At 64.7% G+C, this 23,122-nt stretch carries 19 protein-coding genes; 9 read left to right on the top strand and 10 right to left on the bottom strand.

All coding sequences use genetic code 11. The features are described 5' to 3' along the window. The first annotated feature begins 53 nt into the window (after window positions 1-53). A complete protein-coding gene (locus tag IVB01_RS33210) occupies window positions 54-2,378 on the top strand; it encodes a xanthine dehydrogenase family protein molybdopterin-binding subunit (RefSeq protein WP_247277429.1) in 2,325 nt (774 codons plus the stop codon). A gap of 152 nt (window positions 2,379-2,530) precedes the next feature. On the opposite strand, the gene IVB01_RS33205 is transcribed toward IVB01_RS33210, so the two are convergent. From IVB01_RS33205 to IVB01_RS33195, 3 genes are read right to left on the bottom strand one after another with little or no spacing between them, the layout of a single operon-like run. Beyond that, window positions 2,531-3,727 (bottom strand): acyl-CoA dehydrogenase family protein, encoded by a 1,197-nt coding sequence (locus tag IVB01_RS33205; RefSeq protein ID WP_247277428.1) that lies wholly within the window; start codon window positions 3,725-3,727, stop codon window positions 2,531-2,533. Between the two features lie 15 nt (window positions 3,728-3,742). After that, entirely contained in the window at window positions 3,743-4,891 is a 1,149-nt protein-coding gene (locus tag IVB01_RS33200) for an acyl-CoA dehydrogenase (protein ID WP_247277427.1), read from the bottom strand. A 4-nt stretch (window positions 4,892-4,895) separates the two neighbouring features. Continuing rightward, entirely contained in the window at window positions 4,896-5,747 is an 852-nt protein-coding gene (locus tag IVB01_RS33195; protein WP_247277426.1) for an enoyl-CoA hydratase, read from the bottom strand. Window positions 5,748-5,890: 143 nt separating this feature from the next. Here IVB01_RS33195 and IVB01_RS33190 point away from each other — a divergent pair, with 143 nt between their 5' ends. The 6 genes from IVB01_RS33190 to IVB01_RS33165 all read left to right on the top strand — a co-directional run bounded on the left by IVB01_RS33190 (window position 5,891) and on the right by IVB01_RS33165 (window position 11,215). After that, entirely contained in the window at window positions 5,891-6,499 is a 609-nt protein-coding gene (locus tag IVB01_RS33190) for a LemA family protein (RefSeq protein ID WP_247277425.1), read from the top strand. A gap of 199 nt (window positions 6,500-6,698) precedes the next feature. Beyond that, a complete protein-coding gene (locus tag IVB01_RS33185; RefSeq protein WP_247277424.1) occupies window positions 6,699-7,619 on the top strand; it encodes a YgcG family protein in 921 nt (306 codons plus the stop codon). Window positions 7,620-7,622: 3 nt separating this feature from the next. Next, window positions 7,623-8,120 (top strand): TPM domain-containing protein, encoded by a 498-nt coding sequence (locus IVB01_RS33180; RefSeq protein WP_247277423.1) that lies wholly within the window; start codon window positions 7,623-7,625, stop codon window positions 8,118-8,120. Between the two features lie 265 nt (window positions 8,121-8,385). Beyond that, window positions 8,386-9,393, top strand: coding sequence for a hypothetical protein (locus tag IVB01_RS33175; RefSeq protein WP_247277747.1), 1,008 nt, complete (start codon window positions 8,386-8,388; stop codon window positions 9,391-9,393). Window positions 9,394-9,485: 92 nt separating this feature from the next. Beyond that, window positions 9,486-11,033, top strand: a complete 1,548-nt coding sequence (locus IVB01_RS33170; protein ID WP_247277422.1) for a hypothetical protein — start codon at window positions 9,486-9,488, stop codon at window positions 11,031-11,033. 17 nt (window positions 11,034-11,050) lie between these two features. Further along, entirely contained in the window at window positions 11,051-11,215 is a 165-nt protein-coding gene (locus IVB01_RS33165; RefSeq protein WP_247277421.1) for a hypothetical protein, read from the top strand. Window positions 11,216-11,224: 9 nt separating this feature from the next. On the opposite strand, the gene IVB01_RS33160 is transcribed toward IVB01_RS33165, so the two are convergent. The 3 genes from IVB01_RS33160 to putA all read right to left on the bottom strand — a co-directional run bounded on the left by IVB01_RS33160 (window position 11,225) and on the right by putA (window position 16,352). Then, entirely contained in the window at window positions 11,225-11,872 is a 648-nt protein-coding gene (locus tag IVB01_RS33160) for a glutathione S-transferase family protein (protein ID WP_247277420.1), read from the bottom strand. Window positions 11,873-12,031: 159 nt separating this feature from the next. Then, window positions 12,032-13,237 carry a CoA transferase gene (locus tag IVB01_RS33155; RefSeq protein ID WP_247277419.1) on the bottom strand — a complete coding sequence of 402 codons (1,206 nt, stop codon included), beginning with the start codon at window positions 13,235-13,237 and terminating at the stop codon, window positions 12,032-12,034. Window positions 13,238-13,352: 115 nt separating this feature from the next. Then, window positions 13,353-16,352 (bottom strand): bifunctional proline dehydrogenase/L-glutamate gamma-semialdehyde dehydrogenase PutA, encoded by a 3,000-nt coding sequence (putA, locus tag IVB01_RS33150; RefSeq protein ID WP_247277418.1) that lies wholly within the window; start codon window positions 16,350-16,352, stop codon window positions 13,353-13,355. A gap of 114 nt (window positions 16,353-16,466) precedes the next feature. Here putA and IVB01_RS33145 point away from each other — a divergent pair, with 114 nt between their 5' ends. Beyond that, on the top strand, window positions 16,467-16,928 hold the full coding sequence (locus tag IVB01_RS33145) for an Lrp/AsnC ligand binding domain-containing protein (protein ID WP_247277417.1): 462 nt from the start codon (window positions 16,467-16,469) through the stop codon (window positions 16,926-16,928). 173 nt (window positions 16,929-17,101) lie between these two features. Here the strand turns inward: IVB01_RS33145 and IVB01_RS33140 are convergent, their stop codons facing one another. From IVB01_RS33140 to IVB01_RS33125, 4 genes are all read right to left on the bottom strand, one after another. Next, complete coding sequence (locus IVB01_RS33140) at window positions 17,102-17,302, bottom strand: cold-shock protein (RefSeq protein ID WP_008563500.1); 201 nt, start codon at window positions 17,300-17,302, stop codon at window positions 17,102-17,104. A 426-nt stretch (window positions 17,303-17,728) separates the two neighbouring features. Beyond that, window positions 17,729-18,037, bottom strand: a complete 309-nt coding sequence (locus IVB01_RS33135; RefSeq protein ID WP_247277416.1) for a cytochrome c — start codon at window positions 18,035-18,037, stop codon at window positions 17,729-17,731. A gap of 12 nt (window positions 18,038-18,049) precedes the next feature. After that, the gene (locus IVB01_RS33130; RefSeq protein WP_247495198.1) at window positions 18,050-19,249 is read right to left on the bottom strand and encodes a molybdopterin-dependent oxidoreductase; all 1,200 of its coding nucleotides are present in this window, start codon (window positions 19,247-19,249) and stop codon (window positions 18,050-18,052) included. A 331-nt stretch (window positions 19,250-19,580) separates the two neighbouring features. Beyond that, the gene (locus IVB01_RS33125) at window positions 19,581-21,311 is read right to left on the bottom strand and encodes an adenylate/guanylate cyclase domain-containing protein (protein WP_247277414.1); all 1,731 of its coding nucleotides are present in this window, start codon (window positions 21,309-21,311) and stop codon (window positions 19,581-19,583) included. Between the two features lie 260 nt (window positions 21,312-21,571). On the opposite strand from IVB01_RS33125, the gene IVB01_RS33120 reads away from it, so the two are divergent. After that, window positions 21,572-23,101, top strand: coding sequence for a glycosyltransferase family 39 protein (locus IVB01_RS33120; protein WP_247277746.1), 1,530 nt, complete (start codon window positions 21,572-21,574; stop codon window positions 23,099-23,101). Window positions 23,102-23,122: the final 21 nt, after the last annotated feature.

Genomic DNA, 23,122 nt, shown 5'->3' with positions numbered 1-23,122 from the left:
AAAATCGGCTAAAACCGCCGCGGTCGTTTTCCGGATTTCAAGGACATAACGGAATGAACATTCTTCCCGGCAATTTGCGTTTCGGAGCGGGACAGCCCGTCAAGCGTTTGGAAGACCTTAGGCTGCTCACCGGGAAGGGGCAATTCATCGACGACAAACCGGCAGACGGCGCGTTGTGGTTGCACGTGCTGCGCTCGCCGCATGCGCACGCGAAGATCGTCTCGATTGACACCAGCGCCGCGGCGTCGATGCCTGGCGTCACCGCGATCTATACCGGCGCCGAGCTCGTCAAGGACGACATCGGCAGCATTCCGACGCTGAACATTTTCAAACGTCCCGACGGCAAGCCGATGACGGTGCCCCCGCGCCGGCTGCTGGCCCATGAAGTCGTGCGCTACGCCGGCGAAGCGGTTGCCGCCGTCGTGGCCGCCTCGCGCGTGGAGGCGCAGAGCGCGGCCGAAGCGATCGTGGTCGAATACGACGTGCTGCCTGCGGTGGTCGACCCGGTGGAGGCCGTAAAGCCCGGTGCGCCCGTGGTGTGGCCGGAAGCGCCCGATAACATCGTCGGCGCGATGAGCTATGGCGATGCCGCCAAGGTGGACGAGGCTTTTGCCAAAGCGGCGCACACGGTCGAGCTCGATCTCGTCAGCCAACGCCTCGTTCCATCCGCAATGGAGCCGCGCTCGACCATCGCCGAAGTCGACAAGAAGACGGGACGGCTCCTGCTGCACGTGCAGTCGCAGACACCGGCCTCGACTCGCGACGTGCTGGCGGAGGCCGTGCTCAAGCGTCCCAAGGACAGCGTGCGGGTGCTGGTCGGCGACATCGGCGGCGGCTTCGGCCAGAAGACCAACCTCTATCCCGAGGACGGCATCGTCGCCTATGCCGCGACCAAGCTGAACAAGAAGATCCGCTGGCGCGGCGACCGCACCGACGAGTTCGTCGGCGGCACCCATGGCCGCGATCTCACCTCGACCGCTTCCTTCGCGCTGGATGAGAAGGGCAAGGTGCTGGCCTATCGCGTCAAGTCGATCGGCTGCACCGGCGCCTATTCCTCGGGTGCGGCCAACATCATCCCGCTGGTGCTCGGGCCGTTCGTGCAGACCGGCGTCTACGATCTGCCGCTGGTGCATTTCGAGGTGAAGTCGGTGATGACCCACACCGCACCCGTCGGCGCCTATCGCGGTGCGGGCCGTCCCGAAGCCGTCTTCATCGTCGAGCGCCTGTTCGACGCGGCTGCGCGAAAGATCGGCATGGATCCGCGCGCGATCCGCAAGGCCAACTACATCAAGCCGGCGCAGCTGCCTTATACGAACGCCGCGGGCCAGATTTATGACTCCGGCGCCTTTGCGCACATGCTCGACCGCGCCGTGAAGCTCGCCGACTGGGACGGCTTTGCCGCGCGCAAGAAGGCGGCCAGGAAGAAGGGCCTGCTCTACGGTCGCGGTCTCACCTCCTATATCGAATGGACTGGCGGGCGCGCGCATACCGAGAAGGTCAGCCTGCACGCGACCTCGCAAGGCCGCGTCGTGCTGCATTCCGGCACCATGGCGATGGGGCAGGGCTTGCAGACCACCTACACCCAGATGATCTCCGACACCCTCGGCATTCCCATGGACAAGATCGACGTCGTCCAAGGCGACACTGATCTCGCCATGGGCTTTGGCAGCGTCGGCTCCCGTTCGCTGTTCGTCGGCGGCACGGCCGTGGCCGTCTCCTCCAATGACCTCATCCAGAAGGCGCGCGAGAAGGCCGCGAACGTGCTGGAGACCTCGGTCGAGGACATCGAGTATCAGGGCGGCATGCTCACCGTGGTCGGCACCGACCGCCGCATCAGCCTGTTCGATCTCGCCGAGAAGGAGAGCGGCGCCAAGCTCAGCGTCGATTCCGAAGGCGAGGTGGACGGACCGAGCTGGCCGAACGGCACGCATATCTGCGAGGTCGAGATCGATCCCGAGACCGGCGTCTCCCGCGTCGTGCGCTACACCACCGTCGACGACGTCGGCGTTGCCGTGAACCCGATGCTGGTCACCGGGCAGATCCATGGCGGCGTTGTGCAAGGCATTGGTCAGGCGTTGTATGAGGGCGTGTCCTACGATGCCGACGGTCAGCTCCTCACCGCGAGCTACCAGGACTACTGCATCCCGCGCGCCGACGACGTGCCGCCGATTGTGGTGACGCTCGACGATTCCGCGCCCTGCCGCACCAATCCGCTCGGGGCCAAGGGCTGCGGCGAATCCGGCGCCATCGGCGGCCCGCCCTGCGTCGCCAATGGCGTGATGGATGCGCTCGCCGAGCTTGGCATCACCCAGCTCAACACGCCGCTGACGCCGCAGAAGATCTGGCAGGCGATCCGGGACGCGAAGGCGGGTGGTTAATATTTCAGGTGCACCGTCTTTGCGAGCGCAGCGAAGTAATCCAGATTCTCTCCGCGGAAAATTCTGGATTGCTTCGTCGCAAGCGCTCCTCGCAATGACGGATGAGCGAGCCGTAACTCCTATTGCGCTTCGCTCCGTCCGGGCTACAGGCCTCAAATCCCCAGCATCATCTTCGCGATGATATCGCGCTGGATCTCCGACGTGCCGCCGAAGATCGTATACGCTCGCCCGTTGAGATATTCCGGGATCACCGTCAGCATCTCCTCCGGGATCGGCGGCTCGTGGTTGAGCCTGTAGAGCGGCCGCATCGGCTCCACCGCGAGGGCGTCGTGACCGATCACGTCGGCCCCTAACCGCGTCACGGCTTGCCGGATTTCGCTGTTGCGCAGCTTCAGGATCGACGACACCGCGCCGGGATTTTGTCCGGTCTGCAGCGCCGAGAGCACGCGCAGCTCGGTCATTTCAAGCGCATCAATGTCGACCTCGACCTCGGAGATGCGCGTTGCGATGTCAGGGCTGTCGATCGCGCGGCCCGTGAGATCGGACTCGGCAAGGTCCGCGATCGCCTTCAATCCCTCGCGCAGCTTCGCCGAGGCGATGCCGGAGCCGCGCTCGAACTCGAGCAGATATTTGCCATAGGTCCAGCCCTTGCCTTCCTCGCCGACGCGGTTGGCGACGGGCACGCGCACGTCGTCGAAGAACACCTGGTTGACCTCGTGGTCGCCGCCGATGGTGAGGATCGGGCGCGTGGTGATGCCCGGCGTGTTCATGTCGATCAGGATGAAGCTGATGCCGTCCTGCTGCCGCGGCCCGTCGCTGGTGCGCACCAGCGCGAACATGCGGTTGGCGTGGTGGGCATGCGTGGTCCAGATTTTCGTGCCGTTGATGATGTAGTCGTCGCCGTCGCGCACCGCGCGCGTCTTCAGTGACGACAGATCGGAGCCCGAGCCTGGCTCGGAATAGCCCTGGCACCAATAATCGTCACCTGAGAGAATACGCGGCAGATAAAAATTCTTCTGCTCGGGGCTGCCGAAGCCGATGATGACGGGGCCGACCATCTTCACGCCCATCACGTTGACGTTCGGCACGCCGGCGCGTGCGCATTCGGTCTCGAAGATCCAGCGCTGCGCCGGGGTCCAGTCCGGCCCGCCATATTCGACCGGCCAGCCCGGCGCGCCCCAGCCCTGCCGGTGCAGCGCGCGCTGCCAGGCCTTGCCGATGTCAGGATCGGAGAACACCGAGGGCGTCAGCGCGGTTGCGCGCTTCATCTCCTCTGTGAGGTTTTTCGCAATGAAGCCGCGCACCTCGTCCTGGAAGGCGCGCTCCTCGGCATTGAACGACAGGTCCATGATGCGCTCCTCGTATCAGGCCGGCACTTTGGTACGGCCAAGCTGGGCGTGGCGGGCATAGTGGTACGAGCTGCCGCCGAACAGCGTGTCGAAGGCGACCAGCCGCTTGAAATAGGCGCCGACCTCGAGCTCCTCGGTGACGCCCATGCCGCCATGGAGCTGGATCGACTGCTCGCCGACGAAGCGCGCACACTTGCCGATCTTGGCCTTCGCGCCCGACGCAGCCCGCGCGCGCTCAACGGGTTCGGCGTCGGCTTTCAGTGCGGCGCGCAGCGCCATCGAGCGCGCCTCGTCGACCTGCATCGCCATGTCGGCGAGGCGGTGGCGGATCACCTGGTTGGCGGAGAGTGGACGGCCGAACTGCTTTCGGATCTTGGTGTATTCCAGCGTGGTGTCGAGCAGCGTCTGCATGATGCCGATGGCTTCCGCACCTAGCGCGGCCATGGCGCGGTCGACGGCCCATTCGATCGCGGGCAGAGCATCGCTGCCGTCGCCGAGCAGGGCGTCCGCAGGCAGCTGCACGTCCGACAGCTCGATGTTGCAGGCGCGTCCGCCGCCGAGGCGAGCGTAGTCGGAGATTGTGAGGCCCGGTGCCGCCGCCGGCACCACGAACAGGCCGATCCGTTCCGAAGGTCCGTGATGGTCATGCATGAGTGCGGAGACGATGATCTCGTCGGCAGCATGCCCGTCGAGCACCGCGATCTTTTTGCCGGCCAGATGCCAGCCCTGCGACGTCTTGTTGGCGCTGGTTGCGACCTTAGCGAGATCGAACCGCGCCGTGCGCTCGGAATGCGCCAAGGTGAGCTTCAGTGATCCGTCCCCGACCTTGGGCAGGCTCGCCTGCTTTTGCGCCGTGGTGCCGCATCTAGCGATCAGCGCGGCCCCTAGCACCACGGTTGCGACATAGGGCTCCGACACCAGCCCGCGGCCAAAAGCTTCCATCAGGATGCCGACATCGATCGCGCCGCCGCCAAGCCCACCGAACTCTTCAGGAAGCGGCAACGCCAGCCAGCCGAGCTCGGCGAACTGCCTCCAGACGGCCAGGCTGAAGCCGAGCGGATCGCTTGCCATCGTGCGGCGGTGAGCGGCATCGTAGCTTTCGGCTACGAAGCGTTCCGCGCTCTCGCGCAGCAGGCGCTGCTCGTCGCTGAGATTGAGGTCCATGTGTCTACTCCGACGCCGGCGGCTTGCGTACCGAGGGATGCAGGCCGGAGGGATCGACGATCATGCCGTACTCCTGGAGATTGTGGGCATGGCAGAGCTGATGCAGCGCAAAGGCCTGGTCGATCGCGGCGGGCTGGCCCATCACGTCCACCGAGCGGTTGACGGCCTCCTTGGTCAGCTTCAGCGCGAAGGACGGTTTCGTCGCGATCCGGCGCGCCAGCGCCAGCACGCTTGATGACAGCTCCGCGCGCGACACGACCTGATTGACCATACCGAGCTGATGCGCCTCCTGGGCGCTCCAGCTATCGGCGGTGAACAGGAACTCCTTGGCCTTGCGTGGGCCGAGCTCCCAGGGATGGACGAACCATTCGACGCCGCAGACGCCCATGGTGACGACAGGGTCGCAGAACTGCGCATCGTCGCTGGCGATAATGAGGTCGCAGGCCCAGGCCAGCATCAGCCCGCCGGCGATGCACTTTCCGTGCACTTCGGCGATAGTCGGCTTGGCGAGGTTGCGCCAGCGCCGCGTGATCTGGAGATAGATTTCCTGCTCGCGAGCGAAGCGGCCGTGAGCATTCGGCTCGGCAAAGCCACCCCAATTTCCGATCGGCGGAAAATCGACGCCCGCGGCATTCTTAGCCCCGGGACGCAGATCATGCCCGGACGAAAAGTGCGGACCGTTGCCGGCGAGGATGATCACCTTGACCGCGTCGTCCTGCACGGCCGCATCGAAGGCGGCGTTGAGGTCGTAGGTCATTTGCAGGTTTTGCGCGTTGCGCGCGTCGGGCCGGTTCATCACGATCCGGGCAATCGGCGGCTCCGGTCGCTCCACGAGGATGGTCTCGAACGAGCTCATCGCTTTCCCCTTGCCGTTTCCGTTCTTGTTTTATCCGAGTTGACTATGTCGTCGGGGCATAGGCAAGAGGCTTGCGTCAGTCGGCTGCTTTTCTCACGCGCCCAATCTGGTAGTTTGCGCCAGATTCCACCGGGAGAAATTTGATGCGCAAGATCCTGACCGTGCTGGCAGCGCTGGCCTCGCTGAGCCTGGCCAATTGCGGCTACAACGCGATCCAGAGCGAGGACCAGCAGATCAAGGCCAATTGGTCCGAAGTCGTGAACCAGTATCAGCGCCGCGCCGATCTCGTCCCCAATCTGGTCAATTCGGTGAAGGGTTTTGCCCAGCAGGAAAAGGACGTGCTGCTCGGCGTCACCAATGCGCGCGCCAAGGTCGGCAGCATCCAGGCAACGCCGGAGGTGCTGAACGATCCCGCCGCCTTCCAGAAATTCCAGGCCGCCCAAAGCGAGCTCTCCAGCGCGCTGTCGCGGCTCCTCGTCGTCACAGAGAACTATCCGCAGCTCAAATCGGATGCCCTGTTCAAGGATCTGATGTCGCAGCTCGAAGGCACCGAGAACCGCATCACGGTGGCGCGAAACCGCTACATCAAGGCCGTGCAGGAGTACAACATCACGGTCCGATCGTTCCCGACCAACCTCACCGCGATGGCATTCGGCTACAAGGAGAAGCCGAATTTCTCGGTCGAGAACGAGAAAGAGATCTCGACCGCGCCGAAGGTGGACTTCAACCCGGCTCCAGCGCCGTCGAAGTAGGCGCGTCGATTCGCGAATGCGCCAAGCCCCAATCACCGCCGTCATTCCCCGCGAAATCGGGGAATCCAGCTCGCCGCGGCCTCTCCGTATCTCGCCGCCATCTCTGGAATACTGGATCGCCCGGTCCCGGCTCCAAGGGCTTCGCCGGGCACCTCGGTATTGGGCCGGCGAAGCGTCAGCGAAGACGCAAAGCCGGGCGATGACAGCGAGGGTGTGGTGGGCCCTTTCGGTCTTCTCCTCGTTTGTTCTCGCCGTCGCACTTCTCTTCGCCTTCGCGCTCCCCGTCCACGCCGACGTCGCCGTGCCCCAACTCACCGGCCGCGTGGTTGACCAGACCGGCACGCTCTCGAGCGCCGAGATCGCTACGCTGTCGCAAAAGCTGCGCGACTTCGAGAATCGGAAGGGCAGCCAGCTCGCTGTCCTGATCGTGCCGACCACACAGCCGGAGACGATCGAGCAGTTCTCGATCCGCGTTGCCGAGGCCTGGAAGATCGGACGCAAGAAGGTCGACGACGGCGCCATCCTCATCGTCGCCAAGAACGACCGGCATTTGCGCATCGAAGTCGGCTATGGCCTCGAAGGCGCGCTCACCGACGTCACGTCGAGGCGGATCATCGATGAAGTCATCACGCCGAAATTCAGGACCGGCAATTTCAGCGGTGGCATCTCGGACGGTGTCGATCGCATGATGCGGGTCATCGATGGCGAACCGCTGCCGGTTCCCTCGCCGACTGTCAGCTTCGGCCATCTGGACGACCTCGCGCCGGTCTTCCTTGTGACGCTGTTCGCCTCGATCGGGGTCGGCGGGGTCTTCCGGGCCATGCTGGGCCGGCTGCTCGGATCGCTGGCGACCGGCGGCATCATCGCAGCACTGACCTGGCTCATTCTCGGCTCTTTCACCCTCGCCGTGGCGGTCGGCGTTCTCGGCTTCATCATCGGGTTCATCGCCGATCTGTTTTCGGCGATGGGACCAAGCACAGGGTGGTCGCGTGGCGGCTCTTGGTCGAGTGGCTCCCCATCGGGCGGCTGGAGCGGCGGCTCATCGAGCGACAGCGATAGCGGCAGCTTTAGCGGCGGCGGGGGCAGTTTTGGCGGCGGCGGCGCCTCGGGGAGTTGGTAGGTCATGAGCATCAAGCGCATCACCAGGCACCTCGTGCAGCATCATTGGCGGGCGAAGCGGATTTTTCCGCAGGCCGTGCTCGACCGCATCGAGCAGGCGATCAAGCGGGGCGAAGCCACCCATTCCGGCCAGGTCCGCTTCGTCGTCGAAGGCGCGCTCGACGGTGCGCCGCTGTTCCACAACCAGCCGGCGCGCGCGCGCGCGCTCGACATGTTCTCGCATCTGCGCATCTGGGACACCGAGCACAACAACGGCGTTCTCATCTATCTCCTGCTCGCCGACCGCGACGTCGAGATCGTCGCCGACCGTGGCATCGACGCGAAGGTTGGAGCCGAGCGCTGGGAGAGCATCTGCCACGCGATGGAAACCGAGTTCAGGGCGGGCCAGTTCGAGCGCGGCGTGATCGCTGGCATCGAGGCCGTGTCGCGCGAACTGGCGCGGCATTTCCCGCCGCAAAGACCGCATTCGAACGAGCTGCCGGATGCGCCCGTGGTGATGTGATCTCGCCGGTACTGGCCAAGGCCAGAACCACGTCGGAGAGGCGCCCTGCCTCGCGAGTGAATTCTACGGGCGCAATGCGCCCCAATGCCGCCTCCGCTGACAATTTGTTGCACGTCGCCACGCCGGTTCCACTTTCCCGGCCAAATTCGGCCTCGGACGAGTTCCTAAAATTTCGGTAAGCGGGTCCCGAGGTAAGGATTTCGCAAGCAATGAAAGTTACCAAAAGGTCAACCTAGACTGGAGTATTTGAGCCGTGAGCGAACCAATGCCCGAGCAGGCCTCCCTGGATCATGGCGCCGTCGAAGCCGCAGCAAGCGCCTCGCAGACGGTCGAGGCTGCCGGGATCGACGCCCCCTCGATCGCCCCTGACCACGAGGCGCCGCCGAAGCCCGACCCGGTCAAGATCGAGCCGCCAAAAATCGAGACATCAAGGATCGAGGTGCCGAAGTTCGAATCCAAGACTGAACCCAAGGCTCAGTCCAAGGCGGAGTCCAGGGCTGAATCCAAGCCCGAGCCGGAGCCCGGCAAGCTGATTGTGATGGCGCCATCGGAACGCTCCTGGGATCGCGAGGACTTTGCCCCGCATGTGAAGGCGGAGGAGCCGCGCGAAGCCGGCGGCAAGCGCCGCCTGTCGGCGATGGCTGCGGTGGTGGCGATCGCTGCTTGCGTCGGCGCGATCAGCGGCACGCTCGCGACCGCAGGGATGATGCACTTTGCCGCCACGGCCCCGGCGCCGGTACAGGTCGCCGATACCAGCGCGCTGGACGCTTCCGTCGCGCGGATCGATGCCGACCTCGTCGCGCTGAAGGCCAATGTCGAGCGCTCCTCCAAGACCGACGTGAGCCAGTTCAACCGGACCAACGACCGCCTCGACAAGCTCGAGAAGGCGCAGGCCGAGCCGTTGGCCAAGATCGCAAAACTGTCGGAGGCCGTCGACAAACTCCGCGCCGCGCCGCCGGCGGCCCTCGCGCCGGCCGCAGCCGCCGCGTCCGCCAAGGAGACCACCGGCTCGATCGCGCCGACCCAGGTTGCCACCGCCGCGGCTGCGCCCGCACCCGCCGCGCCCAAGACCGAGGTCGGCCGCCTGCCGACGATCGAAGGCTGGAGGCTGCGCAACGCCGCCAATGGCGGCGCGCTGATCGAAGGCCGCGACGGCCTCTACGAGGTATATCCCGGCGATCCCATCCCCGGCGTCGGCCGCGTCGATGCGATCCGCCGCCAGGACGGCCGCTGGGTGGTTGTCACCAGCAAGGGCCTGATCGTCGCGCGTTGAGCCCTCATATCCGGCCTTCGAAAAGGCGCTTCACCACTGCGTGAGGCGCCTTTTTGCTTGAATAGGCTGGTCGCCGCGGTGTTACTTGGGGCATGAGCCGCGCCTTGCGAATTGTCGTTGCTGCCGCCGCATTGTTTGGCGGTGTCGTCTCGCTTTCTGCGGCGGAGAACGTGCAATTGGCGCGCGGCACGGCGATCACCGATCCTGATCTGTTGCGCCGGCTCGATCAGAGCGATGCTCTCACGATCGCGAGCCTGCTAAGGCCGGAGCGGAACGCCGACATCCCGCTCACGACCGACCTGCTGTTCTCGTCGTTGCCGCAGCTCAAAGCGATTCCGCCGGCGATCAATGCGGAACTTGACCGCTACATTTCTCGGTACAAGGCGACATATCCGGGCGAGACCATCGGCGTCGGCGAAGGCTTTGACGTGCAATTGTTCGACCGAGCCAATCTGAGATCGCGCGACACGCGTTTCGTGCTGGCCGGCATCGTCAACCGTATGGACCGCGCCTATGTCTCGGAAGAGTCCTGCGGTGAGATCCGGCTGATCTACCGTCTCGCGCGTTACGAGAGCAGGCCGGAGGGCGGCAAGACCGCAACGCGCCTGCCGATGACGCTCAATCTGGTGATGAAGGCGCGCGACGCGCGCCAGACGGACGGGAATAATCCCGTCACCTGCGCCGCGATCGCGCGGCGCTGGCTCGACGATGGCGACTGGCAGGAGTTGATCGGCAGTCGCTCTTCGCCTCACGATGCCATGCTCGACCGCATCGAGACCAACATCCAGGTCTCCGTCGCGCCGAAATCGGCGCTGCACGATTTTCGCTCGGACTATCTACTCAAGGTGTTCAAGTACGACGCTGCGAGGAAAACGTTCGAGGAAGCGACGCTGGAGAACCAAATCGACCGTGACCGAATCCTTGCCGACGATGCGCTTCGGCGCGACTTTAGGGATTGGTTGCTCGCGCCCGAAAATCTGCGCGAATTCGATCGCGGCACGGTGCTGATCCCGGAAAGATTCCTGGCGACGTCTGCGGTGGTGCCGACACCTGCCGGGCTCGATGCCTCGGCGTTGCAGCCAGAGTTCGGCATGATGCAAGGAGAAGGAAAAGGGGAGGGCAGCGACGTTCCCGTCTTCGGCGATGACGACGTGGTCGGTGCCTTGAACCAGGCTGCCGCGCGCGGCATCGATCTGCAGAACGTCCGCTCGGTCGCTGGCTTTCAGCGCCGTCTCAACGACGTCACTTGTGCCGGCTGCCACCAGACCCGCGGCATCGGCGGCTTCCATTTCCCGGGCGTGGATTGGCTTGTGGACAAGTCCTCGAACTCCGCCAACGTGCCGGCATCGCCGCATTTCTTCGGTGACCAGCTCCGCCGCCGCGACATCCTGACCGCATTCGCCGCGGGCAAACGTCCCGATTTCTCACGCGGATTTGCCAGCCGGCCACAGACCCGCGGTGGCCGCGAGCTGGCCGGGACCGAATATCAGGACGGCTGGGGGGCGCATTGTTCCCTGCAAAATGCGGGATCAGGAACGACGGACAAGAGTTTTACGTCATGGAGCTGTGCTAAAGGCCTCACCTGTCAGGCTGCCGCGGCCTCGCGCCGCATCGGCATGTGCTTCATCAAGACGCGCTAAACCGATTTGGATGACCCATGACGGACCCGAGCGAAGCCAACAAGGAGCGCAATCGCAAGATTGCGCACAACGAGGAAGCCAAGCAGGTCACCGGCAGCATCCGCGTTAGCACCTGGGCGGTCGCGATGGTGGTCATCATCGGCGGGATCCTGTTTACGCTCGGCTGGCTGGCCTTGCGGTAGTCGGCGCCCTCACTTGGCGTAATTCGTCATCCGTTTTCCTGGCAGCAGTTCATAGGCCGGCTTCCAGCCGGGCAGTGCGGCCATGCGGCCGAGCCAGGCGTGGATCGCCGGATGGCTCGCCGCGAAGTCGAAGCCGTGCTCGTCACTCGGATAATGCAGATAGGCCATCATCGAGATATCGGCGACCGTCGGCTTTGCGCCGATCGCGAATTCATTGTGCTGGAGGTGTCCATCGAGGATGCCGAGGAAGTCCTCGAGCCGTCGGCGAAAATGCTTCAGTACCTGCGGATCGTTTTTCGCGGTGAAGGCGCGCATGAAGCGATAGGTCGCCATGTAGCCGGTGAGCTTGTGGTTGTCCCAGAACAGCCAGCGCAACAGCTCGAATTTTTCCTCGTCCGTATCAGCGCCAAAGCGCCCGTACTGATCGGCAAGCTTGAGCAGGAGCGGCGCGGTCTGCGTCATCTTCACGCCGTCGATTTCGAGCACGGGGATCTCACCCATCGGGTTCACCGCCCTGCGCCATTCCGCGGTGCGCGTGACGCCGCCGCCGAAATCGGTCCAGACCGGCTCGAATTTTTCGCCGCAAAGCGTCAGCATCAGCGCCAGCTTGTAGCTGTTGCCGGATTCGGGGAAGTAGTGCAGGCGGTAGCTGGGCATGGGACCTCGCAGGCGGACGGGATGCGCTGCCGATCATTATACCGAGACGGTCTCACGCCGTCATTGCGAGCATAGCGAAGCAATCCAGCAATGCATCCGCGGAGGGATTCTGGATTGCTTCGCAGCGCTCGCGATGACGATGCCGTGCGAGCGCGGCTCCTAACCCACCGCCCCCGTACCCCGCAGCTGCTTGATCGCCGCCTCGTCGTATCCCGCCCCACGCAAAATCTCGTCGCTGTGCTCGCCAACAGCGGGCGGCTTGCGCGGCTGCACCTTCCTGGCGCCGTCGATCCAGATCGGGCTGTTGATGGTGAGCATGGTGTCGTTCTCGAACGGCACCAGAACCTCATTGTCGAGCATTTGCTTGTCGTTGGGGATGTCGTCGAGAATGGCAACGACGCCGAACACGAGGCCGTTGCCGTCGAGGATCCTGCGCCATTCGCCGAGATCCTTGGTGGCGAAGGTGTCGTCCAGAATCTTGATCAGCTCGACCGAGCGGGCGTGGCGGTCGGCCTTGGTGACGAAGCGCGGATCGTCGATCAAGTCCTCGCGCCCGAGGCAGCGCGCCAGCGTCGGCCACTGCCGCTCCTCGTTGAGCAGGGACAGGATCAGCCAGCGGCCGTCCTTGCACTGGTAGTGGTTGGCCACCGCGTTCAGCGCGCGCTCGCGCGGGCGCCGCTCGCCGAACTTGGCGCCGCAGAGTTTTGCCTGTGCCAGCACGCTGGCGGCCCAGACGCCATTGGCCATCAGATTGGAAGCGACATGCGATCCCTTGCCGGTCTTCTCGCGCTGATAGAGCGCGGTGACGATGGCGCCGTAGAAGGCCATGGCGCAGGGATGGTCGCCCATGCCGGCGACGGAGCGGGCCGGTGTCGTGTCGGTATCGGCGCGGACGAGGTCCATCAGGCCGGAGCGCGCCCAATAGGCATTGCTGTCGAAGCCGGGCTTGTTGGCTTCCTCGCCCTTCTCGCCATAGCCGGTGAAGGAGGCGTAGATCAGCCGGTCGTTGAGATGGGCGAGGTGGTCATAGGTGATGCCGAGCTTGGCGCGCACCGGCGGCGGCATATTGGTGATGAAGACGTCGGCCTCCGCCACCAGCTTATAGAGCACGGCCTGCGCTTCCGGCTTGGAGAGGTCGAGCGCGATGCTCTTCTTGTTGCGGGCTTCCAGCAGCCAGGCGAAATTGTGCTCACCGGTCGGATAGCCCGGAAGGTTCGGCAGATTGCGGTAGGGATCCCCGGTGCCGGGCGGCTCGATCTTGACGACGTCGGCGCCGAAATCCGACAGCACGGTCGCGGCCGCGGGCGCTGCGATGAAGCTCGCGCAGTCCAGAACCTTCAGCCCAGCAAAGATGCCCTTTTCCATCGCGGCGTTGCTCCCTCGCTCTTGTCGTTTCCCGCGCGCTGGAATTGGCGCGGGCGCCTCGTGGGAGCATTAGACCGATGTTTCGGCAGGATGCAACGGCGCCCGCTGCAGGGCCTCACTCCTCCCCCGCAAGCAACGCAGCATTGCCGCCGGCCGCCGCGGTGTTGATGGTCACGGTCTGCTCGGTGGCAAAGCGCGCGAGATAGTGCGGGCCGCCGGCCTTGGGGCCAGTTCCGGACAGGCCATTGCCGCCAAACGGCTGCACGCCGACAACGGCGCCGATCATGTTGCGGTTGACGTAGATGTTGCCGACCTGGACTCGATCGATAATGGCCTCGATGGTGTCGTCGATGCGGGAGTGGACGCCGAGGGTGAGGCCGTAGCCGGTGCGCTCGATCGCTTGCAGGACACGTCCCAGATTCTCGGCGCGGTAGCGTACGACATGCAGGATCGGCCCAAACACCTCCTCGGTGAGCTGGCTGGCTTCTTTGAGCTCGAAGATGTGCGGCGCGACGAAGCAGCCCTCCGGTGCGTGCCCTGCAAAGTGCAGCCGCGCCTCGCCCTTCATTCGCGCGATGTGTGCATCGAGACGCTGCTTGGCCTCGCGATCGATCACCGGCCCGACATGGGTCGCGACATCGCTTGGGTCGCCGATTCTGAGCTCGCGCGCCGCGCCCGCGATCATCTCGATCATGCGGTCGGCGACGTCCTCCTGCACGAACAAGAGCCGCAGCGCCGAACAGCGCTGGCCGGCGGAACGGAAGGCAGAGGTCACGACATCGTCGGCGACCTGTTCGGGCAGCGCGGTCGCGTCCGCAATCATGGCGTTGATGCCGCCGGTCTCCGCGATCAGCGGCACGATCGGTCCGTCCTTGGCGGCGAGCGCGCGGTTGATGCTGCGAGCAACCTCGGTCGAGCCGGTAAAGACAATTCCCGCGATGTCGGCATGCGCGGTCAGCGCGGCACCGATGCGGCCGTCGCCAGTGACGAGATGCAGCGCGCTCTTGGGGATGCCAGCCTCGTGCAGCAGGGCTACGGCCTCGCGCGCGATGCGCGGCGTCTGCTCGGCAGGCTTTGCGACAACGCTGTTGCCGGCCATCAGCGCCGCTGTGACCTGGCCGAGGAAGATCGCGAGCGGAAAATTCCACGGCGAGATCGCGACGAAGACGCCGCGGCCGCGCATGGCGAGCGCATTGCTCTCGCCGGTCGGACCGGGCATGGCCGCGTCAACGCCGAACAATTTGCGGCCCTGCGCGGCATAATAGCGGCAGAAATCGGCGGCCTCGCGCAGCTCCGACAGCGCGTCGTCCAGCGTCTTGCCGCCCTCCGCTTGTAGCAGCGCGATGAAATGGGCCCTGCGGCTCTCCAAAAGATGCGCAGCCTGCTCCAGCGCCGCCGCGCGCGCAGCCGCCGGCGTCCGGCTCCAGGCGACAAAGCCGGCGCGCGTAGCAGTCACCGCTGCGTTGGCCCGATCCGGTGTCGCATCTGGGATGGGCTTGAGATCGATCGCCTCAGCCCTGACGTCGGCCAGCAGCTGGTCGAGTGCGGCACGCTCACCGAATTCGACCCCGCGCGAATTGCGGCGCTCCGGTGCAAAGAGATCGCGGGGCAGCGGAATCCTGGGATGAACCGCCTGTTGCGGACGTTCGATGGCGTCGGCCGGACGCTGCAACAGCGCCGACACCGGCACGCGATAATCAGCGGCCTGCGCCACGAAGGAGGAATTGGCGCCGTTCTCGAGCAGCCGCCGCACCAGATAAGCGAGCAGGTCGCGATGGCTGCCGACGGGCGCATAGGTGCGGTAGGCGATGTCAGCATGGTCCTTGGCAAGCTGCTCGTACAGCGCTTCGCCCATGCCATGCAGGCGCTGGAATTCGAAGCCGCCACTGCCTTGCGCAAGCTCGAGCACAGTCGCGACGGTTAGCGCGTTGTGGGTGGCGAATTGCGGGAAGATGCGCGGCCTCAAAGCCAGCAGCTTCGAAGCGCAGGCGATGTAGTTCAGGTCCGTCATCGCCTTGCGCGTGAACACGGGATAACCGTCGAGCCCGCGCTCCTGTGCACGCTTGATCTCGGTGTCCCAATAGGCGCCCTTCACCAGCCGCACCATCAGCTTGCGGTCGTGCGCGCGGGCCAGCGCATCGACATAGTCGATCACCGCGCTCGCGCGCTTCTGATAGGCCTGGATCGCCAGGCCAAATCCGTCCCAGCCGCTCAGCGAGCCATCGGCGAGTGTTGCCGCGATCACGTCGAGCGACAGCTCCAGCCGGTCGGCTTCCTCGGCATCGACGGTGAAGTTCAAATCATGGGCTTTGGCGCGCTGCGCGAGGTCCAGCAGCAGCGGCACCAGTTCGCGCATCACGCGTTCGCGGCTGGTCGCCTCGAAGCGCGGATGCAATGCCGAGAGCTTGACCGAGATGCCGGGCCGATCGGGCAGGGGATGGTTGCCCGCGGTCTTGCCGATGGTCTCGATCGCGCGCGCATAGGCGTCGAAATAGCGCTTGGCGTCCGCCGCCGTGCGTGCGCCTTCGCCGAGCATGTCGAAGGAATAGCGCGGCTTCTGGCCGGAGCGCGGCCGGCCGCGCTCGAGGGCCTGCTCGATCGTCTCCCCCAGCACGAAATGATTGCCCATCAGCCGCATCGCCTGGCGCGTGGCGGTGCGCACGGCGGGCGCCCCCAGCCGCTTCACCAGCCGGCCGATGGTGCCGTCAGGCGTCTCGCCGGGCTGGATTACCCGTGCCGAGAGGCCGAGCGCCCAGGCCGAGGCATTGACCAGGAAGGCGGTGGACTTGGTTTCGTGATGGATGAAGTCGCCCTCGCCGAGCTTGTCCTCGATGAACTGGTCGGCGGTGCGCGCGTCCGGCACGCGCAGCAGCGCCTCGGCCAGCACCATCAAAGCGAGCCCCTCCTTGGTCGAGAGCGCGAATTCCCGCAGCATGTCCTCGACCCCGCCGAGCCGGTCGTCGCGCTTGCGGATCGCCTCGATCAGCCGCGTCGCGGTGCGGTCGATCCGCGCCTCCTGCGGCGGGCTGAGATGCGACGCCGGCAAGAGGCGGGCGGCGATCTCGCTATCATCGGCCGTGTAGGGCGCGGAGAAGGGCGGTGGGATGTTCGGCATGGCGTGTCCTGTGGCTGAAATCCAGGATAAGGCCCGCGTTACCGTAGCTCGATAGACAATTTAGCCAGGTTGCCTTAGAAAATGAAGATCATTGGCTATTTGGCACCGTAAGATATGGAACTTGACCGAATCGACCGGAAAATCCTCTCGATCTTGCAGGAGGATGGGCGCATCGCCAATGTCGAGCTCGCCGAGCGCATCGGCCTGTCGCCGACCTCGATCGGCGAGCGACTGAAGCGCTTGCAGCGCGAGGGGTTTGTCGAAGGCTACGGCGCCCGCCTCAACCCGCACCGGCTTGGCCTCGGTCTCTTGGTGTTCGTCGAGGTGCTGCTCGACAAGACCACGCCCGATAATTTCGAGCGTTTTGCGCGCGCAGTGAAGCTGGCGCCCGAGGTGCTGGAATGTCACATGGTTGCCGGCGGTTTCGACTATCTTCTCAAGGCCCGGCTGGCAGACATGACCGCCTATCGACGCTTCCTCGGTGAGACCCTGCTGTCGATGCCGGGCGTGCGCGAGACGCGGACCTATGCGGTGATGGAGGAGATCAAGCGCGACGCACCGTTGCCGATGGGCTGACGAAATGCCGTCGCGATTGTCATTGCTGTGGCGTTGGATGCGCGGTCTTCACGGGAAAAATAGCTATCCTGTGCAATCGCAACGCCTGTCGTCGAATGCACTGGCCGTCTTCTGAAATTTTTCTTAGCCCAGCTCCCGGACGGATCCGGGAGGCAGCAAAGGCTGACGCGGGCTTATACTTTGAGGTTCTCTGCGGAGGTCTTGCCCCGGTTTGCGATCTCTTCGTATTCCACCGTCTGTCCTTCGTTGAGGGTGGACAGACCGGCCTTCTGCACTGCCGAGATATGCACGAACACATCCTTGCCACCCGACGCAGGCTGGATAAATCCATAACCCTTCGTCGGGTTGAACCACTTGACCGTACCTTTAGCCATCACGACTTCTCCGCGGGTCTTCCTCCGAGATCTCGAATCGCCAGTCCCCGCCAACCGGCCGGTTCGGTCCTAACAGGATACGCGGAATGTGGCAGGCTTGGTAGCTCAAACCACATCGGCATTTCGCCGAATTCCGCTCAACTTCGCAGCGATTTTGCCGGTTTTGCCCGTTTCGCGGTCAAATGGCAGGAGCGCGACGGATCTAATATCGCGAGGGATCATCGCATAGCCGTTCTTCCTTAACCCTCCCCTGGAGGGGGAGGGTCGATCGCGCGAAGCGCGAGCGGGGTGGGGTGATCCTTCCACTCGGGCAGTGTGCGAGATGAGAGACTGTCACCCCACCCCGCTACGCATTGCGCTGCGCTTCATGCATAGCGACCCTCCCCCTCCAGGGGAGGGTAAGAGAAAACGCGTTGACGCGGTCCTTCAGTACGTCGCGGCCAGATAATCGACGATCTTGCCGACATCGGCATCGTCGATCGGTGCGCCATAGACCTTGATCATCTTGGTCACCTCGGCCTGCCAGAAGCCCTTCTTGTCCTTCATCGGCGGCTGCGTGGCGATGTAGTCGGACGAGTGGCAGGCGCTGCAATTGCCCTGCACGACCTCGAGATTGGGCCCGGGCTTTAATGCCGCGACCTCGTCTGGGGTCTTGTAATTGACCGGTGCCGCAAGTGCCGAACCGATCACGGCGGCGAGAGCGAGCGAGATGGCGAGGAGAACGGTGCGTTGCATGATCATTCTCCTTCAGGCCACGGTCACGCGGACGGTTTCGACGACGTTGCGCAGATAACCCGCCGGGTTCCAGCGCGGCGTATCCGGCTGGGTCTCGCCGCCATTGCCGGTGGCGCGGACTTTGAGCTCGTGGCTGCCGGCCGCGAGCTTCACCGGCAGCTTCCATTCGCGGAACGAGTACTTGCCTAGATCCTTGCCGAGCTTGGCGCTGCTCCAGATCTTGCCGCCGTCGGTCGAGACCTGGACCTCCTTGATGCCCTTGCCGCCGTCGAAGGCGATGCCGCGCAGCATCGCAGTTCCCGCCTTCAGCTTGGCGCCGTCGGGGATGCTGGTGATGAAGGAGCGGATGGTGAATCGGTTGATCGGGATCGTCGCCTTCGGCGCGGTGCCCGGCTCGACCGCGTTGTTCGGCGTGTCAGGGATGCGATACGCCGACTTCATCCAGAAGCCGTCATAGACGTTGTCGATCACCGTGATCTCGTTGAGGTGCTTGACCCAGTAGGTGCCGTAATAGCCCGGTACGATCAGGCGCAGCGGGAAACCGTTGAGGAACGGCAGGTCCCCGCCGTTCATGCCATACGCCAGCATCACCTCGCCGTCGGTAGCGTGATCGAGATCGAGCGCCTTGACGAAATCCGGCGTCTTGTCGCTGACCGGGCCGTCCATGCCGTTGAAGGTGACCTGTTTGGCGCCGGCCTGCACGCCCGCCATTTCCAGCACCGCCTTCAGTGGCACGCCGCGCCAGCGCGCATTGCCCATGGCGCCGTTGGCGAGCTGGCCGCCGGCAACACGTGGCTCGAAGAAGCCGCGGCTGTTGCCCGAACACTGGTTGACGGCGACGATCTCGGTCGCCTTCATCTTCTTGATGTCCTTCCGCGACAGCTTCAGCGGTTTGTCGACCTTGCCCTTGACCTCGAGCGTGAACTTGTCGGGGTCGAGATTGTAGGGCAGGTCGGAGAGATGATAGCGCACGAAGAATGCGTTGTTGGGCGTGATCGGGCCCTCGTTGAACACCGCGAACGGCGTCTCGAGCTGCGGCGGCCGGCTGGTCAGGCCGATCATCGGCCGCTTCTGTGGATATTTCACCAGCGGCCGTTCGCCATTTGCAAAGGGCAGGGTGACGGTGTCGAGCGCCAGCGCTCTGGTTGAGTTCAGTGTGGCCGCAAGGGCGGAAAGGCCCGCTCCTTTGAGCAGGTCGCGTCGATCGAACATTCTCATCCCCTCCCGGAGCTTTTCGTCGGATCGCGGTCATCACCGCGATCCCGCACTCATCTGTTGCAACGATTTGGACGAAGTCAATTCGTGCTTTCGCAGCAAGCCCATGCCGCTGCGTTGCAGCAGGCCGGTGTTACGCCGCGATGATTCCAGCGGGGTGGATCAATGGTGCCGCAGAACTCGCTCGACTCTCCCGCTTGCGGGAGAGGTCGCGCCGAAGACGCGGGTGAGGGCTTTCCCCTCTGGGGGATTGTCGCGTTGCGGAAACACCCTCTCCCCAACCCTCCCCCGCAAGCGGGGGAAGCGCACCTTTCGTGTGGCCTACGCGCTACGCGGCAACGCGCTCGCCTCGGTCGACGAGCGCCGTCAAGTCCCTCGCATCCGCGACGACACGCACGGCAAGCGGCTCGTCGCGGCCGCGGATCGCGACCTCCTGCTGCGGCAGGGCGTCGTCGGCAAGGCCCGCGGTGCGGCGGACTTCCTCCGAGACAATAGCCTCGCAAGCGAGCGTCTTGGTCATGTCCTGAAGCCGGGCAGCGACGTTGACAGCATCGCCGAGCGCAGTGAAGACGATGTGATCGCGATAGCCGATGTCGCCGATGATGACCTCGCCGCCATGGATGCCGATGCCGAAGCGGATCGGCTGGCGCAGATCGTGGCTCAGGAGCTCGTTGAGCTCGTCGATACGCGTCGCGATGCCGGAGGCCGCCTTCAGCGCCTGCCGGCAGGCCGCTTGCGGATCGGCCGACAGCCCGAACAGCGCCAGCATGCCGTCGCCGACGAACTGGTTCGGTTGACCGCCGTTCTCGATCACGGCCTGCGACACCGCGCCGAGGAAGCGGTTGACGATGAAGACGGTGTCGAACGGCAGCCGCTTTTCCGCGAGCTGGGTCGAGCCGCGCATGTCCACGAACAGGCTGACCAGATAACGCTCCTGGCCGATTCTGGCGGGCGTCGAGGCTTGCGCATTCGCGGAGAGTGTGTGCGGTGTGAAGAGCTGAAAGAAGGAGAGGTCGGACGTCGGCCGCAGCTGGCAGGCGAGCCTGATCGAGGGGTCGCTGGCGCCGACGCGGGTCAGCACGAAAGCCTCGCGCGGCGACGGCTCGGGCAGGGCGCCATGATCGCCGATGATGCGGATGCGGCAGGTCGAGCAGCGGGCGCGGCCGCCACAGACGCTGGCATGCGGCACATTGTGGCGCAGGCTTGCTTCCAGCACCGACAGCCCCTTGGGGACCCGCACCGTTTTCCCATTGCCGTAGGACAGCGCGATCATGCCGCCGCGCCGTTCGCGCAACGCGCGCACGCCGCGCGCCGCCAGCGCCAGTCCGAGCAGGCCGAAATAACCGATGGTGAGGCTGCCGGTGATGCGGTCGAGCGTATTGCCTTCGGCAGCCGTGCCGATCTGGCGGCGGCTGAGATTGTGCGTACGCCATTCTCCATCGTCGCTCTCGACGGCGACGCTGCGTCCGCCCTGGTAGGTGCCGAGCAGCGACAGCGTCGGAATCAGCACGGCAGCCGCGAGCAGATAGGGTGCCGCCCGCGCGAAGAACGGTTTGAGGCGAAGCCAGAAGAAGATCCCGATGCAGCCGTGCACCCACGCAATCAGAAGCAGGATCGTCATCTGCCAGAGCCGGCCGGGCGAGGCGACGAAGAACAGATAGAGCTCCTGCGGATAGAGTTTCTGGTGTCCATACAGCGTCTGGCCGAGCCGCACTCCGATCACGTGTGCCATGATCAGGACGGGGATGCTCAAGCCCAGCACCAGCTGTAGCGGCTCGATCGTCCGCCAGCGGAACTGCCGGCGCTGGTACAGCGCGTAGAGGCCAAGCCCCATATGGGTAAGTGCGGCCGTGTAGAAGACGATCGCGATTGGGAGGAACTGCCAGAATACGGTGTGGTAATAGACCCCGACCTCCATGGCATCGACCGAGATGTTGCCGAGCGCATGGTTGAGGAAGTGGCTGACCACGTAGGAGAACAGGATGACGCCGCAGACGAGGCGCACCTGCCGCACGCTGGTGGCACGGACGGCAGACATCTGGATGGGAGCGGTGGCCATGATTCGATTGTATCAGTTCATGAGAGAGAACAGCCAGCGTAGCGTTTAATTCCGGAGGTGGACAGCTTTGGAGATCACATGCGCGGCAAGGAGCCACACACTCCGCCGTCGTCCGGGGCGAGCGCGCGTCGATCCGCGACGACAGGGAGAATGGAGCTCCCGCATTGACTCCCCGTCGCAGGTTGGCGAAAAGCGCGGCCGTGACGACAGCCCCTGACATCACCGTTTCCCTTCGCGGCGCCGCGCGCCGGCCCCTCGTCATGGCCGCGGCGATCATCGCCGCGATGACCGTGCTGCGCATCGTCTACGCCTCGGAGATCGAGTTGCGGACCGACGAGGCCTATTACTGGACCTGGTCAAAGGAAACGGCGCTCAGCTTCCTCGATCATCCGCCTGGCGTTGCCTGGCTCATTCGCTTCGGCACCGCGATCTTCGGCGATACCGCGCTCGGCGTCCGCTTCGGCGGCATCGTCGCGATGCTGATGACGCAGCTGCTGCTCGCCGACATCGTCCGTCGTCTCACCCATAACGCACGGGCAATCATGATCGCGGTGCTGATGCCGGAGGCCGCGCTCTATTACGGCCTGCTGATGGCCAAGATCGCGCCCGATGTCGCCATGATCCCGTTCGCAACGGCGATGATGTGGTCGCTGGTGCGGCTGGCGCAGGGCGGCGATGAACGCTGGTGGCTTGCGGCCGGGCTGTTCGCTGGCCTGTCGATGCTGTCGAAATTCACCGCGATCATGTTCGCGCCGGCCGTTGCCGCCTTTCTGCTCGTGCCGGATTGGCGCTGGCGTTGGCTACGTAGCCCCTATCCCTATCTCGCAGTGCTGGTCGCGACCCTCGTGTTCTCGCCGGTGCTGATCTGGAATGCGCAGCACGACTGGGCCTCGTTCCGCTTCCAGGGGGTGCGCGCCACTGCCAATTACGGCATTTCGCTGCGCACCATCGGTGACTACATCGGCCTGCAATTCGGCCTGGTCGGCTTCGTGATGCTGCCGGTGGTGCTAACGGGCCTGGTGCTGACGGCGTGGCGCGGCTATCGCACGCGCGAGCCGGTCGCGATCCTGTTGTCGACCGCGGTGCTGGTGCCGTTTCTCTATTTCCTGGTCAAGTCGATGACGCTGCGGGTCGGCGACACCTGGCCGATGTTCATGTGGCCGGTTGGCTTTGCCGCTGCGGCAGTGAACCTCGCAACGATGACGAAGGAGGGATGGTCGGCTCGCATGCACAGATCGTCGGCGTTCTGGGCCAGGACATCCATCACGACGGGCATTGCCTTCGTCGTCATCGTGTTCCTCTATTACGTCGCCGCGTCCTGGAATCTGCTCGGCAAGATCGATCCGATCGGCGCCGAAGCCGGCTACGAGCAAGTCGCCGCGCGCGCGCAGGCCGCACTCGACGAGACCGGCGCGACCTGGATCGCGACGACCGACTACCGCACCTACGCCATGATGCGCTGGCTGTTCAGGGGCCGCGTGCCCGTCGTCGAGATCAACGAGCGCGGCCGCTTCCAGAATTTCCGCGATCCCGGCATGGACCGGATCAGGGACCACGCCGGCATCTATGTCGGGCGGGAGCCGGATAATCGATCATTGCTGTGGGAGAGCATCCCGGCGAAACGCAAGCAGCTTGGCCAAGTCGAGCGCCGCTGGCGCGGGCTCGTGATGGACACCTATGTGCTGGAAGAGCTCACCGGATGGACCCCGGAGCTCTCACCGCCGAAGGACTCGCCGCTGTTCCAGTGGCGGGTGCTGGCGGGGGAACTCGAGAAGCGAGAGCTCGCCTAGAGGCAAGCTCCTCTTCCTTCT

The organism is Bradyrhizobium sp. 164 (genome assembly GCF_023073715.1).
Classification (GTDB): Bacteria; Pseudomonadota; Alphaproteobacteria; order Rhizobiales; family Xanthobacteraceae; genus Bradyrhizobium.
This window is presented reverse-complemented; position numbering and strand designations above follow the sequence as displayed.

Coding starts and splice junctions, on each gene's coding strand:
- IVB01_RS33210 (WP_247277429.1), top strand. CDS start 54: ATGAACATTCTTCCCGGCAATTTGCGTTTCGGAGCGGGACAGCCCGTC.
- IVB01_RS33205 (WP_247277428.1), bottom strand. CDS start 3,727: ATGGACCTGTCGTTCAATGCCGAGGAGCGCGCCTTCCAGGACGAGGTG.
- IVB01_RS33200 (WP_247277427.1), bottom strand. CDS start 4,891: ATGGACCTCAATCTCAGCGACGAGCAGCGCCTGCTGCGCGAGAGCGCG.
- IVB01_RS33195 (WP_247277426.1), bottom strand. CDS start 5,747: ATGAGCTCGTTCGAGACCATCCTCGTGGAGCGACCGGAGCCGCCGATT.
- IVB01_RS33190 (WP_247277425.1), top strand. CDS start 5,891: ATGCGCAAGATCCTGACCGTGCTGGCAGCGCTGGCCTCGCTGAGCCTG.
- IVB01_RS33185 (WP_247277424.1), top strand. CDS start 6,699: ATGACAGCGAGGGTGTGGTGGGCCCTTTCGGTCTTCTCCTCGTTTGTT.
- IVB01_RS33180 (WP_247277423.1), top strand. CDS start 7,623: ATGAGCATCAAGCGCATCACCAGGCACCTCGTGCAGCATCATTGGCGG.
- IVB01_RS33175 (WP_247277747.1), top strand. CDS start 8,386: ATGCCCGAGCAGGCCTCCCTGGATCATGGCGCCGTCGAAGCCGCAGCA.
- IVB01_RS33170 (WP_247277422.1), top strand. CDS start 9,486: ATGAGCCGCGCCTTGCGAATTGTCGTTGCTGCCGCCGCATTGTTTGGC.
- IVB01_RS33165 (WP_247277421.1), top strand. CDS start 11,051: ATGACGGACCCGAGCGAAGCCAACAAGGAGCGCAATCGCAAGATTGCG.
- IVB01_RS33160 (WP_247277420.1), bottom strand. CDS start 11,872: ATGCCCAGCTACCGCCTGCACTACTTCCCCGAATCCGGCAACAGCTAC.
- IVB01_RS33155 (WP_247277419.1), bottom strand. CDS start 13,237: ATGGAAAAGGGCATCTTTGCTGGGCTGAAGGTTCTGGACTGCGCGAGC.
- putA (WP_247277418.1), bottom strand. CDS start 16,352: ATGCCGAACATCCCACCGCCCTTCTCCGCGCCCTACACGGCCGATGAT.
- IVB01_RS33145 (WP_247277417.1), top strand. CDS start 16,467: ATGGAACTTGACCGAATCGACCGGAAAATCCTCTCGATCTTGCAGGAG.
- IVB01_RS33140 (WP_008563500.1), bottom strand. CDS start 17,302: ATGGCTAAAGGTACGGTCAAGTGGTTCAACCCGACGAAGGGTTATGGA.
- IVB01_RS33135 (WP_247277416.1), bottom strand. CDS start 18,037: ATGCAACGCACCGTTCTCCTCGCCATCTCGCTCGCTCTCGCCGCCGTG.
- IVB01_RS33130 (WP_247495198.1), bottom strand. CDS start 19,249: ATGTTCGATCGACGCGACCTGCTCAAAGGAGCGGGCCTTTCCGCCCTT.
- IVB01_RS33125 (WP_247277414.1), bottom strand. CDS start 21,311: ATGGCCACCGCTCCCATCCAGATGTCTGCCGTCCGTGCCACCAGCGTG.
- IVB01_RS33120 (WP_247277746.1), top strand. CDS start 21,572: ATGGCCGCGGCGATCATCGCCGCGATGACCGTGCTGCGCATCGTCTAC.